Origin of the sequence: Bacillus sp. ILBB4 (assembly GCF_035064545.1) — a bacterium.
In the GTDB taxonomy this organism is placed as follows: Bacteria; Bacillota; Bacilli; order Bacillales; family Bacillaceae_H; genus Priestia.
Genome location: NZ_JAIQVD010000003.1, coordinates 693,962 through 713,888, shown reverse-complemented (window position 1 = coordinate 713,888; position 19,927 = coordinate 693,962). Strand labels below are relative to the sequence as shown.

General features: G+C 38.5%; 23 protein-coding genes and 1 other annotated feature (1 of these 24 only partly in view). Of the genes, 4 read left to right on the top strand and 19 right to left on the bottom strand.

Translation table 11 applies throughout. The features are described 5' to 3' along the window. Positions 1 to 99: a binding site (T-box leader), on the bottom strand (it extends 146 nt beyond the left edge of the window). A gap of 42 nt (positions 100 to 141) precedes the next feature. The 12 genes from LAV82_RS15885 to LAV82_RS15830 all read right to left on the bottom strand — a co-directional run bounded on the left by LAV82_RS15885 (position 142) and on the right by LAV82_RS15830 (position 9,196). After that, a complete protein-coding gene (locus LAV82_RS15885) occupies positions 142 to 756 on the bottom strand; it encodes an AmiS/UreI family transporter (protein ID WP_098196627.1) in 615 nt (204 codons plus the stop codon). A gap of 148 nt (positions 757 to 904) precedes the next feature. Next, a complete protein-coding gene (locus LAV82_RS15880) occupies positions 905 to 2,086 on the bottom strand; it encodes a NupC/NupG family nucleoside CNT transporter (RefSeq protein ID WP_013057474.1) in 1,182 nt (393 codons plus the stop codon). A 19-nt stretch (positions 2,087 to 2,105) separates the two neighbouring features. Continuing rightward, a complete protein-coding gene (locus LAV82_RS15875) occupies positions 2,106 to 2,504 on the bottom strand; it encodes a cytidine deaminase (RefSeq protein WP_211079055.1) in 399 nt (132 codons plus the stop codon). 59 nt (positions 2,505 to 2,563) lie between these two features. Continuing rightward, positions 2,564 to 3,238: a deoxyribose-phosphate aldolase gene (gene deoC / locus LAV82_RS15870; protein ID WP_499716436.1), complete on the bottom strand. Its 675-nt coding sequence runs from the start codon at positions 3,236 to 3,238 to the stop codon at positions 2,564 to 2,566. A 21-nt stretch (positions 3,239 to 3,259) separates the two neighbouring features. Continuing rightward, positions 3,260 to 4,561 (bottom strand): pyrimidine-nucleoside phosphorylase, encoded by a 1,302-nt coding sequence (locus LAV82_RS15865; RefSeq protein WP_013057477.1) that lies wholly within the window; start codon positions 4,559 to 4,561, stop codon positions 3,260 to 3,262. Between the two features lie 182 nt (positions 4,562 to 4,743). After that, complete coding sequence (locus LAV82_RS15860) at positions 4,744 to 4,884, bottom strand: hypothetical protein (protein WP_499716435.1); 141 nt, start codon at positions 4,882 to 4,884, stop codon at positions 4,744 to 4,746. Between the two features lie 178 nt (positions 4,885 to 5,062). Next, on the bottom strand, positions 5,063 to 6,007 hold the full coding sequence (gene deoR / locus LAV82_RS15855) for a DNA-binding transcriptional repressor DeoR (RefSeq protein ID WP_026106623.1): 945 nt from the start codon (positions 6,005 to 6,007) through the stop codon (positions 5,063 to 5,065). A 138-nt stretch (positions 6,008 to 6,145) separates the two neighbouring features. Next, complete coding sequence (locus LAV82_RS15850) at positions 6,146 to 7,120, bottom strand: HNH endonuclease (protein WP_499716433.1); 975 nt, start codon at positions 7,118 to 7,120, stop codon at positions 6,146 to 6,148. 38 nt (positions 7,121 to 7,158) lie between these two features. Next, positions 7,159 to 7,485, bottom strand: a complete 327-nt coding sequence (locus LAV82_RS15845) for a nucleoside triphosphate pyrophosphohydrolase (RefSeq protein WP_013057482.1) — start codon at positions 7,483 to 7,485, stop codon at positions 7,159 to 7,161. Positions 7,486 to 7,519: 34 nt separating this feature from the next. After that, entirely contained in the window at positions 7,520 to 8,260 is a 741-nt protein-coding gene (locus tag LAV82_RS15840; RefSeq protein ID WP_499716538.1) for a glycoside hydrolase family 25 protein, read from the bottom strand. Positions 8,261 to 8,390: 130 nt separating this feature from the next. Beyond that, a complete protein-coding gene (locus tag LAV82_RS15835) occupies positions 8,391 to 8,702 on the bottom strand; it encodes a hypothetical protein (RefSeq protein WP_216141378.1) in 312 nt (103 codons plus the stop codon). A gap of 305 nt (positions 8,703 to 9,007) precedes the next feature. Then, positions 9,008 to 9,196: a hypothetical protein gene (locus LAV82_RS15830; RefSeq protein ID WP_016764545.1), complete on the bottom strand. Its 189-nt coding sequence runs from the start codon at positions 9,194 to 9,196 to the stop codon at positions 9,008 to 9,010. A 642-nt stretch (positions 9,197 to 9,838) separates the two neighbouring features. Between LAV82_RS15830 and plsY the strand changes: the two genes are divergently transcribed. Beyond that, the gene (plsY, locus tag LAV82_RS15825; protein WP_211079059.1) at positions 9,839 to 10,426 is read left to right on the top strand and encodes a glycerol-3-phosphate 1-O-acyltransferase PlsY; all 588 of its coding nucleotides are present in this window, start codon (positions 9,839 to 9,841) and stop codon (positions 10,424 to 10,426) included. A 320-nt stretch (positions 10,427 to 10,746) separates the two neighbouring features. Further along, positions 10,747 to 11,619 carry a protease HtpX gene (htpX, locus tag LAV82_RS15820; RefSeq protein WP_057273378.1) on the top strand — a complete coding sequence of 291 codons (873 nt, stop codon included), beginning with the start codon at positions 10,747 to 10,749 and terminating at the stop codon, positions 11,617 to 11,619. Positions 11,620 to 11,661: 42 nt separating this feature from the next. Here the strand turns inward: htpX and LAV82_RS15815 are convergent, their stop codons facing one another. Then, complete coding sequence (locus LAV82_RS15815) at positions 11,662 to 12,648, bottom strand: MBL fold metallo-hydrolase (RefSeq protein ID WP_499716430.1); 987 nt, start codon at positions 12,646 to 12,648, stop codon at positions 11,662 to 11,664. 312 nt (positions 12,649 to 12,960) lie between these two features. On the opposite strand from LAV82_RS15815, the gene LAV82_RS15810 reads away from it, so the two are divergent. Further along, complete coding sequence (locus LAV82_RS15810) at positions 12,961 to 13,284, top strand: YnfA family protein (protein ID WP_013057491.1); 324 nt, start codon at positions 12,961 to 12,963, stop codon at positions 13,282 to 13,284. A gap of 69 nt (positions 13,285 to 13,353) precedes the next feature. Here LAV82_RS15810 and LAV82_RS15805 read toward each other — a convergent pair whose 3' ends face one another. From LAV82_RS15805 to LAV82_RS15795, 3 genes are all read right to left on the bottom strand, one after another. Continuing rightward, entirely contained in the window at positions 13,354 to 14,637 is a 1,284-nt protein-coding gene (locus LAV82_RS15805) for an ABC transporter substrate-binding protein (protein ID WP_499716429.1), read from the bottom strand. A gap of 70 nt (positions 14,638 to 14,707) precedes the next feature. Further along, entirely contained in the window at positions 14,708 to 15,535 is an 828-nt protein-coding gene (locus LAV82_RS15800; protein WP_013057493.1) for a carbohydrate ABC transporter permease, read from the bottom strand. After that, positions 15,535 to 16,497 carry a carbohydrate ABC transporter permease gene (locus tag LAV82_RS15795; protein WP_013057494.1) on the bottom strand — a complete coding sequence of 321 codons (963 nt, stop codon included), beginning with the start codon at positions 16,495 to 16,497 and terminating at the stop codon, positions 15,535 to 15,537. The genes LAV82_RS15800 and LAV82_RS15795 overlap by 1 nt, the downstream gene beginning before the upstream one ends. Positions 16,498 to 16,727: 230 nt before the next feature. Here LAV82_RS15795 and LAV82_RS15790 point away from each other — a divergent pair, with 230 nt between their 5' ends. Then, entirely contained in the window at positions 16,728 to 17,567 is an 840-nt protein-coding gene (locus LAV82_RS15790; RefSeq protein WP_274155699.1) for an SDR family oxidoreductase, read from the top strand. A gap of 69 nt (positions 17,568 to 17,636) precedes the next feature. Here LAV82_RS15790 and LAV82_RS15785 read toward each other — a convergent pair whose 3' ends face one another. The 3 genes from LAV82_RS15785 to brfA all read right to left on the bottom strand — a co-directional run bounded on the left by LAV82_RS15785 (position 17,637) and on the right by brfA (position 19,917). After that, the gene (locus LAV82_RS15785; protein WP_013057496.1) at positions 17,637 to 18,968 is read right to left on the bottom strand and encodes a TIGR00366 family protein; all 1,332 of its coding nucleotides are present in this window, start codon (positions 18,966 to 18,968) and stop codon (positions 17,637 to 17,639) included. Between the two features lie 125 nt (positions 18,969 to 19,093). Beyond that, the gene (locus LAV82_RS15780) at positions 19,094 to 19,579 is read right to left on the bottom strand and encodes a GNAT family N-acetyltransferase (RefSeq protein WP_013057497.1); all 486 of its coding nucleotides are present in this window, start codon (positions 19,577 to 19,579) and stop codon (positions 19,094 to 19,096) included. A gap of 26 nt (positions 19,580 to 19,605) precedes the next feature. After that, on the bottom strand, positions 19,606 to 19,917 hold the full coding sequence (gene brfA / locus LAV82_RS15775; protein WP_240524289.1) for a ribosome rescue factor BrfA: 312 nt from the start codon (positions 19,915 to 19,917) through the stop codon (positions 19,606 to 19,608). Positions 19,918 to 19,927: the final 10 nt, after the last annotated feature.

Sequence of the window (19,927 nt, the reverse complement as noted above, 5' to 3'; positions counted from 1 at the left end):
CAGAGGCTTGCTTCAACAGCGTTTCTCTTGCTCCTTTTCAGCTTCCGGAGCTCTCTGCTAAGAATACGCGCTGTCTACTTTTCTCTTCACGGCATTTAATTTCTAACATCTTACCATTATTATCTATTTTTTGTAAATACTTTATTTCAAAATCATTTTTTTCGGCTGAGAAAAGAATAGTCGATATCCTACGTATACAAAATAAATGATGGAAGCTACCAGCACGATTCCCCACATATTGTACATATCTTTATTTCCCCATACGCCCGTTAGCGAAAACAGCGCTGGAATTGTTAAGGTCACCCAAGACTGTACAATCGCCACTTTCCCTACATATGCAGATACATCTTTTTTGCTCGTATTAAGCACATAAAATAAAAACCATAAAAACGACCAAAGAATCCATGTAATAGCGTTAACTACGTCATGATAGTGAACAAGAGAAACCGTAACGTACACTAAAGCGATAATGGATACCCAAAGTGAGTAATAGCCAAGCCCTGTTCCCTGCATTCCTTTTAGTACCGTCACGCCTACATATAAATACGTGAGGCCAAATAAAAAGATTGCCGTTCTTTCATATAAAATCCAGTTGCTTTGGTCTGACGTAATAATTAAATAAAACGGAGCAATAACTTGAAAAGCTCCAACAAATAGGTTAAATACGCCTACATTTTTTTCATCTGCTTTTCCAAGCAGCATCAGTCCGTTTAAAAATAAAGCTGCACCTGACAGCAATAGTCCAATTTGATCCATTTTTCAGTAAGAAAAGCCCCCAGCTTTTCTTGTCCTCCTCTGTGTCGATGTTTTTCTTTAGGATGTGCGGAGTTACGGTTTACATGTAAAAAAGAAAAAGCAATTCCTTTTGAAAAGGAAACTGCTTTTCTTTTTGTTTCTATTACACTTATAAAATAAAGCTGACAACAATCGCTGACAATACGCTTACAAGCGTAGCTCCGTACAGTAAACGAAGACCAAAGCGCGCTACTGTATTTCCTTGCTTTTCGCTTAAGCCTTTAACAGCTCCTGACACGATTCCGATTGATGAGAAGTTAGCAAATGATACTAAGAATACAGATACAATTCCAAGTGTTTTAGCACTGAATGTTGATGCCATATCCGAAAGACTCATCATTGCCACAAATTCATTTGTTACAAGTTTTGTTGCCATAATTCCACCGGCTGCTACTACTTCTGAAGCAGGAACACCCATAATGAATGCAAACGGTGCAAACACATAGCCAAGCAGATGCTGGAACGACAGACCAAATAACATTTCAAACACGTTATCAATCGCAGCCATCAGCGCAACGAAACCAATCAGCATCGCGCCTACGATAATCGCTACTTTAAATCCATCCATAATATATTCGCCAAGCATTTCGAAGAACGTTTGCTTATGACCTGTTTGTACCTCTAAAATATCTTCTTGATCCGTTACTGTGTAAGGGTTAATGATAGAAGAAATAATAAATCCGCCAAATAAGTTAATAACGATCGCTGTTACTACGTATTTTGGTTCAATCATTGTCATATAAGCACCGACAATTGACATAGAAACAGTCGACATAGCTGATGCACAAAGCGTATATAAGCGGTTTGGCGGCAGTTTGTCTAGTTGCTTTTTAACCGTAATGAATACTTCTGACTGACCTACAATCGCAGAAGCTACTGCGTTATAAGACTCTAATTTTCCCATTCCGTTAATCTTGCTGAGAACTAAACCAATCCATTTCATAATGAAAGGAAGAATTTTAAAGTGCTGTAAAATCCCAATCAAGACAGAGATAAAAACGATTGGAAGCAGGACGTTTAAGAAAAACGGCATTGATCCTTTGTTCGCAATGCCTCCAAATACGAACTCTACTCCTTGGTTTGCGTATGAAAGCAGCTTTCCAAAAACGCTGGCAATCGCATTGATAATAATCAAGCCAAACTTTGTATTTAGAAGTAAAGCTGATAAAAGAACTTGAATCACAACCATAATAATGATTGGTCTATATTTGATTTCTTTGCGGTTATTACTTGCAAGATACGCTAATCCAAAGACAACGAGTAACCCTAAGATGCCAATTAAATATTTCATAGTATCCTCCACTGCTTACTTATTTTTGTAAGTCTTTTGATGAAAAATAGCCCGGTAAGATTTCGTTGATGTTGGTAATCACAAAATCTCCTTTTAGGTTTGCTAAGATAATTTGTGTGTGTTCATCACAGAACTCAGCTAATACTTGTCTGCATGCGCCGCAAGGAGAAATTGGGCCGTCCGTATCTCCTACAACTGCAATAGCTGAAAACTGCTTGTCCCCTTCTGAAACAGCTTTAAAAATAGCCGTTCGCTCAGCACAGTTCGTCAATCCATAGGAAGCGTTTTCAATATTGCATCCACGATAAATCTTCCCATCGGTTGTTAAAAGAGCTGCACCAACATGGAAATGAGAATATGGTACATGTGCTTGTTTGCTTGCTGCGATTGCTTCATCTATTAATTGTTTTGGCTCCACAGTCATCATCCTTTGCTTAGTTTACAGCAGGTTAGCTAGTACTAACCTGCTGTCATTTATTAATAATCAGAGTTGCTTAATTGACCTTTTGCAATTGATACGCCAGAGCTTGCACCAATACGTGTTGCACCAGCTTCAATCATTGCTTTTGCATCTTCTAAGCCTCGAACGCCTCCAGAAGCTTTTACACCTACATCTGGTCCAACCGTTTTTCTCATAAGCGCTACGTCTTCTACCGTTGCGCCTCCTGTAGAGAAGCCCGTTGAAGTTTTAACAAAATCAGCTCCAGCTTTTACAGCTAGCTCAGAAACTTTTGCTTTTTCTTCGTCTGTTAAAAGAGCTGTTTCAATAATTACTTTTACTAGCGCTTTGCCTTTTGCAGAATCTACTACTGCTTGAATGTCGCTTTCCACTAAGTCATAGTTTTTATCTTTTAACGCGCCGATGTTGATTACCATATCTACTTCATCTGCACCGTTTTCGATTGCATTTGTTGTTTCGAATGCTTTTACTGCTGAAGTAGTAGCTCCAAGAGGGAAACCGATTACCGTACATACCTTCACTTCTGGAGCATCTTTTAATAACTCAGCTGCTTTTTTTACCCACGTTGGGTTTACACAAACCGAAGCGAATGAATATTCTTTTGCTTCTTGTGCTAAAATCGTAATTTGCTCTTCTGTTGCGTCTGCTTTTAATAATGTATGATCAATAATACCCGTAATGTTTTGACTCATTTTGTTCTTCCTCTCTACTTCTTAATGAATTTCTTTATAAATTAACGTTGGAGCTTCCACTTTTTCAGCAACCGTGCTGTAAGAATCATAAACGATATCCATTACTTCCTGTACATCTTCGCTGTTGCTGTGGATGGTAACAAGAGAGTCGCCTTTTTTCACTGAATCTCCAACTTTTTTATTAAGCATGATACCAACTGCTAAGTCGATTTCAGATTCTTTTGTTGCGCGTCCTGCACCTAGCTTCATTGCTGCTACGCCGATTTTTTCTGCAACGATTTCTGAAATGTATCCATCTTCTTTTGCTGGCACTTCAATTTTGTGCGCTGCATCCGGTAATTTAGACGGATCGTCTGCAACAGAAGCGTCTCCGCCTTGTGCGCTTAAGAATGTTTTGAATGATTCTAGTGCTTTTCCGTTTTTAATTACCTCTTGAAGCATTGCACGCGCTTCATCTAAGCTGCTTGCTTTTTCAGCAAGTACAACCATGTGACTTCCTAACGTTAAGCAAAGCTCTGTTAAATCTTCAGGTCCTTCGCCTTTTAACGTGTCGATAGCTTCTTTCACTTCAAGCGCATTACCAACCGCAAAACCTAGAGGCTGGCTCATATCGGAAATGATTGCTTTTGTGTTTCGGCCTACGCCTTTTCCGATTTCAACCATTGCTTTTGCTAATTCTTCAGCGTCTTCAAGCTTCTTCATAAACGCGCCGTTCCCAGTCTTTACATCCAGGCAAATTGCATCTGCTCCAGCTGCAATTTTCTTACTCATAATTGAGCTTGCAATTAACGGAATCGAATCAACTGTTGCTGTTACATCACGAAGCGCATAAAGTTTTTTATCCGCTGGCGTTAAGTCTCCGCTTTGACCGATAACGGCAATTTTATTTGTATTTACTAAACGAATGAATTCTTCGTTTGTAATTTCAACGTGGAAGCCAGGCACTGCTTCAAGTTTATCAATCGTACCACCAGTGTGTCCTAAGCCGCGGCCAGACATTTTGGCAACCGGTACATCAACCGCAGCTACTAAAGGTCCTAATACAAGTGTTGTTGTATCACCTACGCCGCCTGTGCTGTGTTTGTCTACTTTAATACCTTCAATTTTTGATAAGTCGATTTGATCGCCTGATTCAACCATTGCTTGCGTTAAATTCACGCGTTCTTCCTGTGTCATTCCTTGAAAGTAAATTGCCATCGCAAATGCCGATAGCTGATAATCAGGTAAATCCCCTTTTGTATAACCTTCAATAATAAAATCAATTTCAGCTTTATTTAATTCATGTCCATTACGTTTTTTTTCAATTAAGTCAACCATTCTCATGACGTTTTCCCCCTAAAAGTATCTGCATATTGTGCATCCACTAAAACGTTTTCAACAACTTACACCCTTACTATATAATAGCTTTGAACAATTGTAAACATATATATTTACATTTGTTCAAAAATATTTATAGCCGCTGTTTTAGTGAATAAAAAAAGACTTCCGCACTCAGAAGTCTTCCCTTATTTTTCAGCTTTTATCACAAATGACAACATGATTCGGTACTTATTCTTTACCTTTTTATAAGGAATTAATACGTATGGCTGATCAGGCGGCGTAAACCGTTCAATTCCTTTTTGATTAGCATAAGGAGAAAAATACATTCTTCCCCACCGTTTAATGATATAGCCTGTGGTTCCTTTGGCAATCACTCCGTCTTTTGAGAAGTCTGCTACCGATTTCGCTGTGCCTGCAGAGATGACGCCGAATAAGATACACTATCTTCTACTATTTCAATCCGATGAAGCTTTTGCTCTTGAAAAAACAGCGTCTTCATCTCCCTTACTCTTGTTTATCTAACAAAAAGCGGGCCGTGAACTGATCAGTAACGAGCACATTTGCAAATTTTCCTTGCAGCGCTCCATAAATGCTGTCAATTTTCTGATCGCCGCCGGCTACTAAAATGGCGTACTCTTTCTTCTTTAGTTCTTCCAAATCAAGTCCAAGCGTCCGTTCATCCAGGCTTTCATTGCAAATTTGTCCATCTTTATCAAAAAAGCGTGAACAAATGTCTCCTACTGCTCGCGAGGAAATCATCTCTACATCTTGTTCGGAAAAGTAGCCAAGCTGAAAAAGCAGCGAATCGGTTTTAATGGGTCCCGTAGTAAAGACGGCAATATTGGCTTGTTTGCCTAAATCTAAAATGCGCTTAATATGACGATCCGTTTCCATTGCTTTTTTGACTACTACGTGATCGACAATTACAGGCAGAGGAAGATGCATAGGAGGCGTATTGTATGCCTTTCCAAATAAGTACATAATTTCAGAAGCATACGTGCTCGTTTCCGAATGGCTTACTCCGCCTTTTAACTGCACAACCTGCACGTCATTCACATACTTTTGTTTTAAATCGATGGCCACTTGATAAAGAGTTGTTCCCCACGTCACCCCAATAATGTCTCCATCTTTTACGATGTCATAGAGATAGTCAGCTGCTGCCACGCCTAGATGACTTTTAATAATGTGATTTTCATATTGAGGCACCGGTGTGACGATTGCTTTTTTTAAATTGAATTTTTGTTCAAGCTGAGAAGACAATTTTTCACTATTGATAGATGAATCCACAATTTTAATTTGAACAATGCCTTCTTCTTTTGCTGTCTGCAGCAATCGAGAAACCGTAGGCCTTGATACACCAAGCTTTTTTGCAATTTCACTTTGATTATAATCAAGAATATAATACATCCTTGCCGCTTCAATCACTTTATTAAATTTCTCTTGATCCATCTCCATCGATTTGTTCTCCCTTACCTCATGAATTTCTTATCCCTATTTTACCAAACTTATGTCTTTAGTTTACTTGTTTGGTGAACAAAATTTCAAGAGGGGATTTTGTAACTGAGATGAAAAGAGAAATGCTCGGGGTTAAGGAGACCAGTTTTCTATGTATCCATTCATTCCAGCATAATCATAAAGAGCTTCTAACTTACGCTCTGAATAATAGTTAAAATCATTGTGAACTGCTGTTAATTTAAGATTATCGTTACGAACAAACATCTTCTCGAGGTATACACTCTTAGCAAGTTTATTGCTCTTTTTTGTGTTGCAACTTTGACAGCTTAACACTAAATTCCACATATTATCTGATTGGATATAACTCCATGGAATGAAATGATCTACATGAGTAGCGATGCGTTTATCAGAAAGACGTTTTCCACAATAAAAACATTCTTTTGTTTCGTATTTCCAAAGTATGTTATAGAATGCATGCAGCGATTCGCGTTTTGAAATATTTTCCACTTTCAACAAGACATCATCTAACTTATTTTTGTCATTATGCTTTTCTAAAAATTTCGCCAAATGATAATTGGTTAAATGAGTAACAATTTGTCTATATTTTTGTAAAAAAATATACATACTGCTATTAAACTTTATGTATTCTGTTCTTTTATCAAACTCATAAATAGAACCTTCCATATCTCTGTATAACGCCCCTACTACATATCTTGCCCCCACTTTTTTAGTTCTTTCTACTAACTGCAATTGAAGATTACTTGGTAAACGATCAAATACTACTTTATTGGGGACACCATGCATTAACTGAAATTCCTTTAACTCTTTTTGAATTCCAGCTTGTCTATTGTGTGTATTTAATTGATTTAAATCATGATGAATAACCAAATTCCAATATATTTTAGCAAATGAAAAATACACTTGATCAAACGTGAGTACTAACCGATTGTCAACGTTATATAGGTTTTCAATTAAAGCTTTCATTAATCCATATTTATACGTTGTGGTAAAGTGACCATTAGCGAAAAATTGATTAATGATCTTCCAAATTTCTTGTTCTGTTAAATAAGCTTTTTTTATTTCTCCTACTTTTAAATTAAAACTCACCTGCCACCGCTCGCTCCCTCCACTATTGCACCATCAAACTACACTTCCTCTGTTTCCACTAAATAAACCCGATCATCAAACTTCCCGCGCTCCTTCGCCTTCTCCTCACGCACTTTCTCAAGTTGTTCTGGCGTGGCCCCGTGCACAGCTGCTAGCGCGTGCATAACTTCCAGTAAATCTGCAAGCTCTTCAATAGCCTCTTGATGCGTTTGGGCTTCTATGTACTCTTGAAGCTCTTCTTTTGCCTTTTTCGTCAGCTCATGTTGATATTCCTCTCGCTGGAGCACGCGTGATTTGAAGGTTTTTCCGCTTTGTTCAATAATCGTGGGAATTTTATCTCGCACTAGCTTGTTGTAAGTAGGCATTATTTTTTCCTCCATCTCTTACCTTTCTAGTAAACTAGTATTTTTCAAATTCTGCTTTGTTTCCGTTAAACACATTTAAATCAATAAACGTTTCTTTACCTTTATAGCCGCTTAACCGCCCTTTGTCCGTATACTGCCAAAACGTCCATTTCTTCTGTTCTTCAAGAGTAGGCTTTTTCACAACATCGCGAATCCAAATATCACACTCAGGATATCTGTTTTTAATATACAAGTCATACGCTTTAGGCGTCGTATAAAGAATGACGAGCTTGTCATAATGAGATTCAAGACGTTTAATCATGCTAGAAAGCTCCTTGTATACATGTTTCTGAGACGGAAGGTTTTGTTTTTTATCTCCGTAAAATTCTACATCAATCACTGGAGGCAAATCGTTATTTTTAAGAGAGACCGCTTTGATAAAATTAGCCGCTTGTGTGGAACCTTTGCTATCGTAGCTAAAAAAATGATAAGCTCCGATCCGCATGTTTTTCCGATTTGCTTGTTCCCAGTTTTGTTTAAATAAAGGATCTTGAAATGAACTTCCTTCCGTTGCTTTGATAAAAGCAAACTGAATATCTTGTTTACTCAGCACACTCCAATCAATCTCCCCTTGATAAGAAGATACGTCTACGCCTTTTACATCATAGCGGTTGGCACTTATCGCATTAGGAATTACCCATCCTTTACTCCATAGTAAAAATATAAAGCTTACAAGAGCGACTAATATGAGTCCTGCTGTAAAAAGTCTTTTGTTTTTTTGATTGGCTGTGTCTATTATGTTTACCCCCCTTCTTTAGAAAACACTTCCAATATTCTAACATATAAAGGATTTTCCAAAACAATATAGCCTCCAAGTCTGTGGTAGTAAATACAAAAAACCACCTAAAGATCAGGCGGCTTTTCTTTTATGCTGCGTCTTCAGATGGTTCGTTATCTTTGGCTGCTTCTATCAGTAAGAAAATAGCCGTTAAGATATGCATGATCATGCCGACAATTGGAATCCACGCAATAGCGGAACAGACAATTCCCATGATATGCCCTGTCCGAACTTTGTTTGTTTTAATGGCAAATACTAAACCTACAATATGCAATGCGAGCATTAGAATGAGCGGCGTGTAGGCTAGACTTATAACCAAGGTGCCGCCTAAGAGGGGAATCCCCCAAAGAGCCTCTAAACCTCCGCTGACCCATTTCAATATACGACTTGCTTTTCCCATTGTATCCTCCCCCTTTGTCTTCAATGTATGCACAAAAGTTTTGTTTCTGAACGTTTGTATATGAAAAAAGTGGCAAAAATACGCGTGCTAAAATAAGCTGATAGTCCCAAACAAAAATAAGTTTTTATGTAGAAATAGTTTAATAGTGGAAAATAAATGAGAGGAAAAGCGTCGTTTTACATGTAATAACGAGGAGCTCTTCGTAAAGAGAACTAAGTAAACTTAAACAAAAAAAGCCGAACTCAAAATGTAAGCTCGGCTTTTTCTTATATAACAAATAAAAGGATTATAAAACGTTTTTAGTATTAGTGTTCTCGACTCTTCTCAAATTTTTCAACAGCCTCAAAATCAAGCTCGGCTGATATCCAATCGCCTTTTTCCGGGAATTCTAGATTTCGAACGACTATTTTATTCGGCCCCTTTTTTTCTAAAATTTTCGCCTGGCAGTTTTTGTACATAACTACTTCTCGTTCTTTGATATCTGTCCACAACAAGTGCAGAACCCCTTTCAACTTTAAGAAGTTAATATTTCGAAACACTGTTTTACATTCTATTATATTTTTTTTGATTTGTTAATTTATTTGTCTTATTTTTTATAAAAAAATATTAAAAGATATTCCTTCTAATACAATATACCCAAAATATCTTTTAATCCTTAAACATTTATGTTATATTTTAAAAATTGTATTACAAGTTCTTTATTTTTGTAGAAAAAATCAGAACGGCTTATGCGCAAAAAACTTCGCTGGTGTTGTAGCAAGTTTTTTATTTTTGCCTTTCCGCCTACTCTCTTTTCTTTTTTTACATATTTATAATGGACATGTGGATTCGTCCTAATACGTAGAAAGGCTTGAAAATTCAAAAACATCTTAGCATAAAGTCATCCCGCTAAAAATACAGTTGAATTTACACATACTCTACCGAAACAGCCAGAACCCTCTATCCATAGAAAAGACTGCTTTTACCGCTTTTATATTTTGTAGAAATATAAAAGCTACCTTCCACTGTTTAAGAAACCACAATTTACTCACTGGGAAGCATTACATACTGATAGAAGTGTTCAGAAACAAAATAAACTTTACTCTTGATATCTTGCTATAAAATGAATAATAACAACACAATTTGAGGTGCCAACAATGAACGTATTAACAAACGCTATAATTATCTTATTAGCTTATTTAATTGGGTCAATTCCTTTTGCTTTAGTCATTGGAAAGGGCTTTTACAAAACTGATGTTCGCAAGCATGGAAGCGGTAACTTAGGAGCCACTAATACCTTTCGCACTTTAGGAAAGAAAGCAGGTATTATAGTATTGATCGGCGATATAGCAAAAGGTTCGCTAGCTGTCTGTTTACCGCTTATGATGAATAGTCACTTGCATATGCTTGTCCCTGGATTTATCGCTATTCTTGGACATAGCTATCCGGTTTTTGCAAAGTTTAAAGGAGGAAAATCTGTAGCGACTGCGGCTGGTGTATTCCTTGCATTTTCACCATTAGCTTTCATTCTAGGGATTCTTGCTTTTTTAATTTCTCTCAAAATTTCTAAATACGTATCCTTATCTTCACCTATTGGCGCATTGGTTGCCTTTTTAACATCAATTTATGTAGGCGATGCAGTATTAATGGTATTTGCAGCCGTTATTTTTGTTTTCATTACATGGAAACATATTAAAAACTTCAAACGTATTAAATTAGGTACAGAACCAAAGGTTAATTTTTAAACGTAATAAAGTTATTTACTATTAATCTTTAAATATTTTTACTAAAAAGGTGTTCATGATTTGAACACCTTTTTTTATTATTTTAGTACGTCTCGTCCTAAGATAGACGTAAATTATAAAATTTCTTTTTAAAAATGCTCTTGATTATAAAGTAAATCATACATCCCGCTACTTTTTGTATCTCATTTTGTAATTTGATATTTACTATTTAATAACTTAGCATAATAACCTTTTTAATAACTTTGAATAAATAAATGAAACCTTTTCTCTCCTCCAACCGTATACCTATCATGCACGTATTAGTTAAAGGAGGAAGACTTGTGCTAAAACGAATTTCACTGTTTATTTTCGTTAATATTTTAGTATTAATCACAATCACAACGATTACATCTTTATTAGGTGTTCAAAGCTATATGGGAAGCAGCGGTTACGGCGGCCTGCTGGCATTTAGCGTAATTGCCGGCTTCAGCGGCGCGATTATTTCTCTTATGATGTCCCGCGTGATGGCAAAGTGGATGATGGGTGTTCAAGTTATTGATGAACGTTCCCCTCAAGGTGAATACGAACGATTTGTTCTCGAAGAAACGCACCGACTTGCATCTGTTGCAGGACTAAGAAAAATGCCTCAGGTCGGAATTTATCATTCAGCGGAAGTTAACGCTTTTGCAACTGGGCCAAGTAAAAGACGCTCACTTGTTGCAGTTTCAAGCGGAATGCTTGAACGTATGGACCGCGATGCAATCAGCGGCGTTATCGCTCACGAAATAGCGCATATTAAAAGCGGTGATATGGTCACAACTACGCTTCTGCAAGGAGTATTAAATACATTCGTTATTTTCTTCTCTCGTTTAGTAGCCAAAGCGGTGTCAAACTTTGTGCGAGAAGAGTTTGCGATGGTTGTTTATTTCCTTACATCGATTATATTTGAGATTCTCTTTAGTATCTTAAGCAGCCCAATTATCTTCTGGCATTCAAGAAGACGTGAATTCAAAGCCGATGAGCTTGCAGCTAAACTCGGCGGCAAGGAAAAAATGATTTATGCGTTAGAATCGCTTCGTCATACTACTTCATTAGTAGATGACCGTCAAAAATCCATTGCCGCTTTTAAAATTAGCGGTAAAGAAAAATTCTCACGCTTATTTTCTACTCACCCGCCGCTTGAAAAACGCATTGAGCGCTTGCATTCACTATAAGCAGACAAAACCAGCTTCTTTAAAGAAGCTGGTTTTGTTATGTTATGACTGGGGAGCAAGCACACGTGTAGTTTCCCACAGCAAGACGCCGTCTTCATTTTTTGTTAATTCAACGTATCCTTCTTTCTCTAAATACGTAAGCTGGCCGTACACTTCTGAGAAAATAAAGTCCGGTGCTTTTTGATACATATCCGGGAAAAAAGCAGCGCTGACTTCCAGCGTTGTTTTCTTTCCTTCCCCCATCGCTTGTAACACGCGCAGCGCCCATTTATGCTGCTTTTGAATACGTTCCATAATTAAAGAATGAATGTCGCTAAGCGGTTCACCGTGACCGCTGTAAATCAAATCAATGTCGTAGTTCAACGTTTTTTCAAGAGACGCCAAGTAGTCCAATAGCGGCGTTGGCTTAGGATTTTGAATGGTTGGCTCTAAATATGGATTTGACGGTACTTTTGGCAAAATATGATCTCCGCCAAACGCGACTTTTTCTTTGCGATTGTAAAACATCAGCTGACTTAAGGAATGTCCCGGCGTTTCAATCACTTCCCAATCGCTCGCATAGGGAAGTGTATCTCCTTCTTTTAAATACCCGGTTAGCTTTTGCCCTTTAGGTGAATATACTTGAATTGCAGCCGTGGCTTTACGAAGCCATTCTTCCATTACATCATCACTGACTCCAAACTCCATAAGAAAATTACGGTATAGCTCGCTATGCTGCTGTACAAATTCTTCATCTTGGTAAATCCAAGGCTCCACAAACTTATGACCGTAAACCGGTATATCACTCGGCAGCCACTCTAAAAATCCAGTGTGATCCGGATGCTGATGAGTAAGAATAACTTGTTCAATATCTGTTACTTTATATCCTTCTTTACGAAGCGCCTCTTCAAAAACATTCCACGCTTCTTTGGTTTTCATCCCTGCATCAATTAACGTTAACTTGTCTGCTTTTAATAAAAACACATTCACTGGTCCAATTGGAAATGGCGTAGGCAGCTCAATGCGTATCACTTTATGATTTAAACTCATTTTACCAAACCCCTATATCTGCATTCTTTTTACTGCTTTATACTGTTAAACGTTTTATTCTTTTAAATAGTCCCTTTACTACTAACTTCTACCTTTTGTAAAAGTGCACTGAGCATCAATAATTGGATGACTCTTTGTACTCTTACAAACGTTTTATAATGAATTCATACTATTAATAGTTTAGCAGGTTTGAAGACAAATTGATAAAGGAATGCTTTCCAGTACACTTATTTAAAACGAACAAATGGTCCATCAAACGAAAAAAGTAAGATAGAATAAAGAGAAGAAATGATGATATAAGGAGTATAGTTTATGATTAAAGCGATTTTTCTTTTTATCCTAGCGGGTCTCGCTGAAATTGGCGGAGGCTATTTGATTTGGCAGTGGCTGCGCGAAGGAGCATCAAGCTGGTTAGGGCTGCTGGGCGGTATTGCTTTGGTGCTGTACGGCGTCATTGCTACGTGGCAGTCGTTTCCGGACTTTGGACGTGTATATGCAGCTTACGGCGGCATTTTTATTGTTTTAAGCCTGTTTTGGGCGTGGTGGGTTGATAAAAAAATGCCCGATACATATGATTGGATTGGCGGGTTTGTGTGTCTAATTGGCGTAGCCGTTATGCTTTGGCCAAGAAGTTAAGTGATAATACAGCTATGTTTCTGGTTTGTGTACCCACAAAAAAAGACAACCCCAAGGTTGTCTTTTCTATTACTTCAATTCAGCCCATCTTTTATCTAATGATTTTAATAGCTCATCTTCAGATGTTTGGCCGCCGATGTATTCTTGTAAATCCGCTCCGAATTTTTGCGTTACGCCTTCAGGGAACTTTGTCCATTCCCAAGGAATCGTTTTTTGATCCTTAGAATATTTAAGAAGTTCTTCGCCTAAAGGTCCGATGTCTTTTGCTTCAATTGATTTAAAGGCTGGAATGTACTTAAAGTCTTCTACTAACGCTTTTTGGCCTTCTTTAGATGTGACCATCCAGTTTAAGAAGTCTTTTGCTGCTTTTTTATCTGCTGCCGGTGCTTGTTTGTGAATAACCCAGTTGCTTGGAACGTCGATTGCAAGCTTGTCAGCTACAGCCGCATCGTCGCTTAGCGGCATAGGTAAAATGCCTACATCCATGTTCGGCGTAATTTTATCAAGCATTGGCTGAATCCAGTTTCCTTGCTGAATCATCGCTGCTTCACCGTTCGCAAATTTTGTTACTTGCGTGTTGTAGTCCGTCGTTAAAGGATTTTTGTTTCCATATTTTACTGTTAAATCAAGCAGCTTTACATACTGTTTAAACTGCTCATTTCCTGCGATTTTCGCACTGCCGTCATTTAATCCTTTAATAAATGCATCGGGATCTTTTTGACTGGCAAATGGAATATTTAAGCCGTGGTTTCCAAGCACCCACCACTCGCCGTAGCCGATAGAAAATGGCGTAATGCCGGCAGCTTTCAGCTTTTTAGCCGCTGCTTCTAGTTCTGAATACGTTTTTGGCAGTTCTTTAATGCCTGCTTTTTTGAACAGTTTTTTGTTATATGTAAATCCATAGCCTTCAAGACTGATTGGCTGTCCATATACTTTACCGTCCATCGTCATTGGTGTAAGTGTGTTTTCGTACGCGTCATCAATCCAAGGCTGATCGGATAAATCTTCTAATTTATTTTTCCACGTTTTTGCCTCTTGATATCCGCCGTTTGTGAAAAGGTCAGGTGCATTGCCTGAAGCAAACTGCGCTTTTAAAGCAGCTGCACCGTCAGCTCCTCCACCCACCGTTTGGATATTAAATTTTACGTTTGGATGTTCTTTTGTGTATTGATCAGTTAGAGCTTTTAGCTGATCAGCAATTTCTACTTTTCCTTGAAATACATCTACTACCACTTGATCTCCGCCGCTTTTTTTATTACCAGATGCGCTTTCGTTTGAACACGCAGTTGAAAATAAAAGCGTAGCCGATAAAACACCTACTGCTAAAGGCCATTTTTTCATTTTAAATGCCATTTTCCGTTCCTCCCTATTTGCTGCTGGTTTTGACGCCTCAGCCTCAAAACCAGCCCTGTTGCCGATACTATTATTTAATTGAACCGCTTGTAATTCCTTTAACAATGTGTTTTTGCATTGCAAAGAAGAAGATTAATAGCGGAATAATACTGATCACAAGTGCTGCTAGTGCTAAATCCCACTGCTTTGTATACTGACCAAAGAAGAAGAATGTCGCAAGCGGAATCGTTCTTAGTTCAGGATCTTGCAGAACAAGAGACGGAAGTAAGAAGTCATTCCAAATCCATAGGCTGTTTAAGATAACTACGGTTACTGTAATTGGCTTTAATAACGGGAATACAATTCTCCAGAATACGCCTAGACGCGAGCATCCGTCGATGATTGCCGCTTCTTCTAGCTCGACTGGAATTCCTTTAATAAATCCGTGGTATAAGAAAATCGTCATACCAGAACCAAAGCCTAAGTACATAATCACAATACCCCAAATGCTGTTTAACAGATTTAAGTTTCCTGCTACTTTTACAAGCGGAATCATAATAGATTGAAACGGAATAACCATTGCCGCTACGAATGCCATAAAGATAATGCTGCTGATTTTTTTCTTTGTTCGAACCAGCATGTAAGCTGCCATTGAACAGAAGATGACTAGAACTGCGTTACTGATGACTGTAATGATTAGCGAGTTGCTAAGCACTTTTAAGTAATTCATTTGGTTGAATGCATTAACAAAGTTTTGAAACTGAATCGTTGTTGGCAGTGCCGATGTGTTTGACAAAATTTCTGCAAATGACTTCAACGAGTTTGAGAGCACGTAATAAAATGGAACCAAGAACACCAGCCCAAGCAGGACTGCTAAAATTTCAACAATAAAGGTTTTGCTCGTATATTTATTTCCCATCACGATTCAACCTCCTTCTTCTTGGTGTATGTTACTTGAATAATCGTAATTGCTGCTACGACGATGAAGAAAATTAAGGCTTTTGCTTCACCTAGACCGTATCTGTTATTAACAAATGCTTCTGTATAAATGTTAAGCGCTAACATTTCTGTTGATTTGAATGGACCACCGTTTGTTAATGATAAGTTGACATCAAATACTTTGAATGACCATGAAATCGTTAAGAATAAACAAACCGTTACTGCCGGCGCTACCATTGGAATTGTGATATGACGAAGAATTTGCCATCTGCTTGCTCCGTCAATTTTTGCTGCTTCAATCAGCTCTTGCGGTACGTTTTGCAGTGCTGCTGTGTAAATAAGCATGATATAACCTGCTCCTTGCCATACACTTACAATCACGATGCCCCAAAATGCTGTTTTTGCGTCTCCCAACCAAGGAAGTTCAAAAAGCGAGATTCCCGTAATTTGTCCGATAGATGCAAATCCTTTTACGAAAATGAACTGCCATACAAATCCTAGTAAAAGTCCGCCAATTAAATTCGGCATAAAGAAAACCGTACGTAAAATGTTTCGTGTTTTTAACATTTGAGTAACAAGGATTGCTAACACGAATCCAACCACATTCGTTAAGATAATCGCAACGACCGTATATTTTGTTGTGATCCAAAACGATTGCTGAAACTGCTTATCTTCGGTGAACAAGTACTTAAAGTTATCAAGTCCCACCCAGTTAATCGTACCATTTACTCCGTTCCAGTCTGTAAATGAGTAATAAATCCCTGTAAAAAATGGTATAAGTACAATCACACAAAACGCTAAAAGTGCGGGCCCTACAAATAGTGCAAATAAACCTACATTTTTCAAATTTTTACGTTTTTTCGTATTAATCGATGGTTCTCTTTTAAGTTCTTGCTCTAAAGGAACATATTCTGTCTCCTGTAATTTACTTTGGCTATTCATCTTACTAGCACCTCCCTATGTCTTATTTTAGCGAAATCCGCTATTTATGAAACCGCTTTAATTGACGAGTAGGGTGTAAAATATTGACCTGTGTGCAACATTTTCTCTCCTGTGCACATTTTACGCCCTTTTTTAAAACATGAAAGAAATAAAAGAAAAAGCTAGAAGTGGACGACGTATCTTCTTATCTTATACACTAGAAAAAAGATGTAGTTGGGAGGGACATACTCATGACAGCAAAACGAGCGTTAATTACGGGTGCCAATTCAGGAATGGGGCTGGCTGCAACGATTGAACTAACCAAAAAAGGATTCGAAGTCATTATGGTTTGCCGAAATGAAGAAAGAGGAAATGCCGCTTTAGAAGAAGCGAAGCGCCAAAGTGGATCGGATTTCATATCTCTTATGACCTGTGACTTAGCTTCTCTCGACAGTATCCGAGCTTTCAGTGAAGACTTTACGTCTCGTTACAGCGTGCTTGATGTGCTGATTAATAACGCGGGCGTGGTGACAATCAAGCGTGAAACAACCCAAGACAGATTTGAAATGATGCTTGGTGTCAATCACTTAGGTCACTTTTTGTTAACTAATTTACTTTTAGATCCGCTGAAAAAATCTCAGCAAGGACGCATTATAAACGTTGGGTCCGGTGCTCATAAAGCTGGAAAAATAGACTTCAACAACCCTCACTTAACAACAGGATTCGGAATATGGCGAGGATACTCTCAGTCTAAATTAGCGAATAACTTATTTACGATCCATTTAAGTAAAAAGTTAAAAGACACTTCGGTAACCGTAAATTGCCTTCACCCCGGAGCAGTTTCTACCGCTATCGGCGTTAACCGTCAAACGGGCTTTGGAAAAAGCGTTCACGCTGTGCTTCGCCCTTTCTTTTTAACACCTCTTCAAGGGGCCGAAACAGCTATTTATTTAGCAGACAGCCCTGAAGTAACGCATATTAGCGGCGCTTATTTTTATAAAAAACGCGTGACTCCCCCTTCTTCAAGAGCAAAAGATGAGCGGCTCGCAGAAGAATTTTGGGACTGGAGTGCCCGCGAAGTTGGCTTATAAAGTAGATAGATACGCTTGGAAAGAAGAAAATAATGAAAAAAGGTCAGCTTTTCAGCTGACCTTTTCGTATTAGAAAAACGTTAGTCCTATAGCAAAAATAAAGCCTGATACAATTAAGGTCGTCACGCAGTAGCCCATTATATCGCGTGCTCCGAGCCCTGCGATAGCTAGTGCAGGCAGTGCCCAAAACGGCTGCGCCATATTCATCCATGCTTCTCCGTAGGCAATGGCCATCGCAGCGACTCCCGGATCTACGCCGAGCTGTTCAGCTGCCGGCATAATAAAAGGTCCTTGTACAACCCAGTGTCCTCCTCCTGACGGAACAAAAAAGTTCACAACGCCAGAACTTAAAAACGCAAGAAACGGAAATGTCGTTTCATTTGAAATCGAGATAAATGCGTTCGTTAGCTTCCCGCCTAAGCCTGATAGCTCCATCATGCCTTGAATACCTGCGTAGAATGGAAACTGAATCACAATCCCAGCGGTTCCTTTCGCAGCATTAGAAACGGCATTCATATAGGATAAAGGCGTGCGGTGAAGCAAAATACCCGTCGTGAAAAATAATAAATTCACTGTGTTAATATCCATTTTAAAGCCGTTTGTAGCAAAATAATAAATTAAATATGAATACCCAAGCAGCGCAATCGTCAGACTTAAAAACCTGCTGTTCTCCATGCGTACAGCAAATGTTGGCTTAGAAGAAGTTGTCTCAACAACTGTAGCCGGAGCCATTTCATCTTCTGCCAACAGTCTTGGATCAATTTCTACCACTTCTTTTCCCGTCGGCATCATCAGTCTTGTCATAATAGGAAGGACAATTAATAATGCGAGGGTAATAAATAAGTTGTAGCCTGTAAAGATCGTGTCTGACAGCGGAATAAGTCCAGCCGTTTTTTCCATTGGGTTTCCAGGTGTAGCAGCGACAAGAGGAATCGAACCTGACAAGCCTCCGTGCCATGTTAAAAACCCTATGTAGGCACAGGCAATTAAAAACCGGTAATCAGATCCCGGCACGCGTTTCGCTACTTCTTTCGCAAACAGCGCACCTACAATTAAGCCAAACCCCCAGTTAATCATACAGGCCATAGCTGCGCCAAGCGTGACAAGAATTACCCCTTGCGCCGGAGTTTTGGCTAACAGTGCTATGTTCACAAGCCACTTCTTTACAAGCGGCGAGCTGGCAAGCGCATGTCCCGTGACAAGCACTAAACTCATTTGCATCGCAAATGCCAACAGGTTCCAAAATCCACTTCCCCAAAACTGAACCATTTCAATCGGCCCGTGAGGAGTAAAAACAATACCTGATACAAATAAAATCAGCGTCAGGATTAAAGCAAATACAAACGGATCAGGTAAAAAACGCTGCACAAGCGCCGTGAAGAAATTAGATAACGCTTTCATTTTACTCCTCCTTTACAGGAATACTCCTGTGAATAAATGTCGACAAGCATCTTTAATTATACATAATTTGTTGAAAATTGTTAATATTTAGTTTAATAAAAACCCTTCCGTTTTTCAGAAGGGTTTTACACACTAAATGTTTGAATAAGAGTTGGCTCTCCGTCAAGTTCAATTTTCTTTTCTTGAAAGGAAATATGTAAGCTTTTATAAATATGTTTCCAAAATGAAATAGCCCGCTTATTGCCTGCAAGCTCAATAATCATATATGTTCCTTTTCGATGAGAGAAAATGTCTTTTACCGTTTTGGAAGCGATGCCCTGCCCTCGGTATTTGTTTAAGATAAAAAAATCATTGATGCAGTAATCTGCTTCTTGCTGAAGTGCGGGCTGTTCAAGAAGTAAAAAAAAGCCCGTCAGCTTATCATCTACTTTAATAAAGTATGGCGAGAGGCCTTCTACTTTCCAAAACAGAGGCAGCTCTTCAAAATGGAAAGCTCCATCTTCGCGAATATCTAAAGAAGGTGTATACGCAGATAAATCGTGGAGATAAAGAGAATACAAATTTTGCAAAACGCCCGCTTGGTTTTTAGGTACTTTTTCAATCGTAAGCATTCTTAGTTCATCCCCTTCTTTTCCTATCATAAGGGTTTTTTGTGAAAGTTTACAGTAAAAATGTTTGGGCAAAGTGAAGATGGATAGTCAAAAAGCTCTTTTTTCATTTTGCAGATGTATGACACGCAATAAAAAAAACGATCATCTCCGGTACTGTACGCTCCGTCTGATAATCGTTTTTTATGTTTTGTATGCTGGTGCTGAAGTTTTTCCTTCTTTGTTTTGGTTTTGCGCGTGTCCATGTCTGCAAATACAAACAGGCTGCGGTTTAATTCTGGATTTCGCTTTCCTTCACGCGTCATTTTATCACGCATTTTTTTTGCTTTTGACTTTGCCATGTAACTTCCT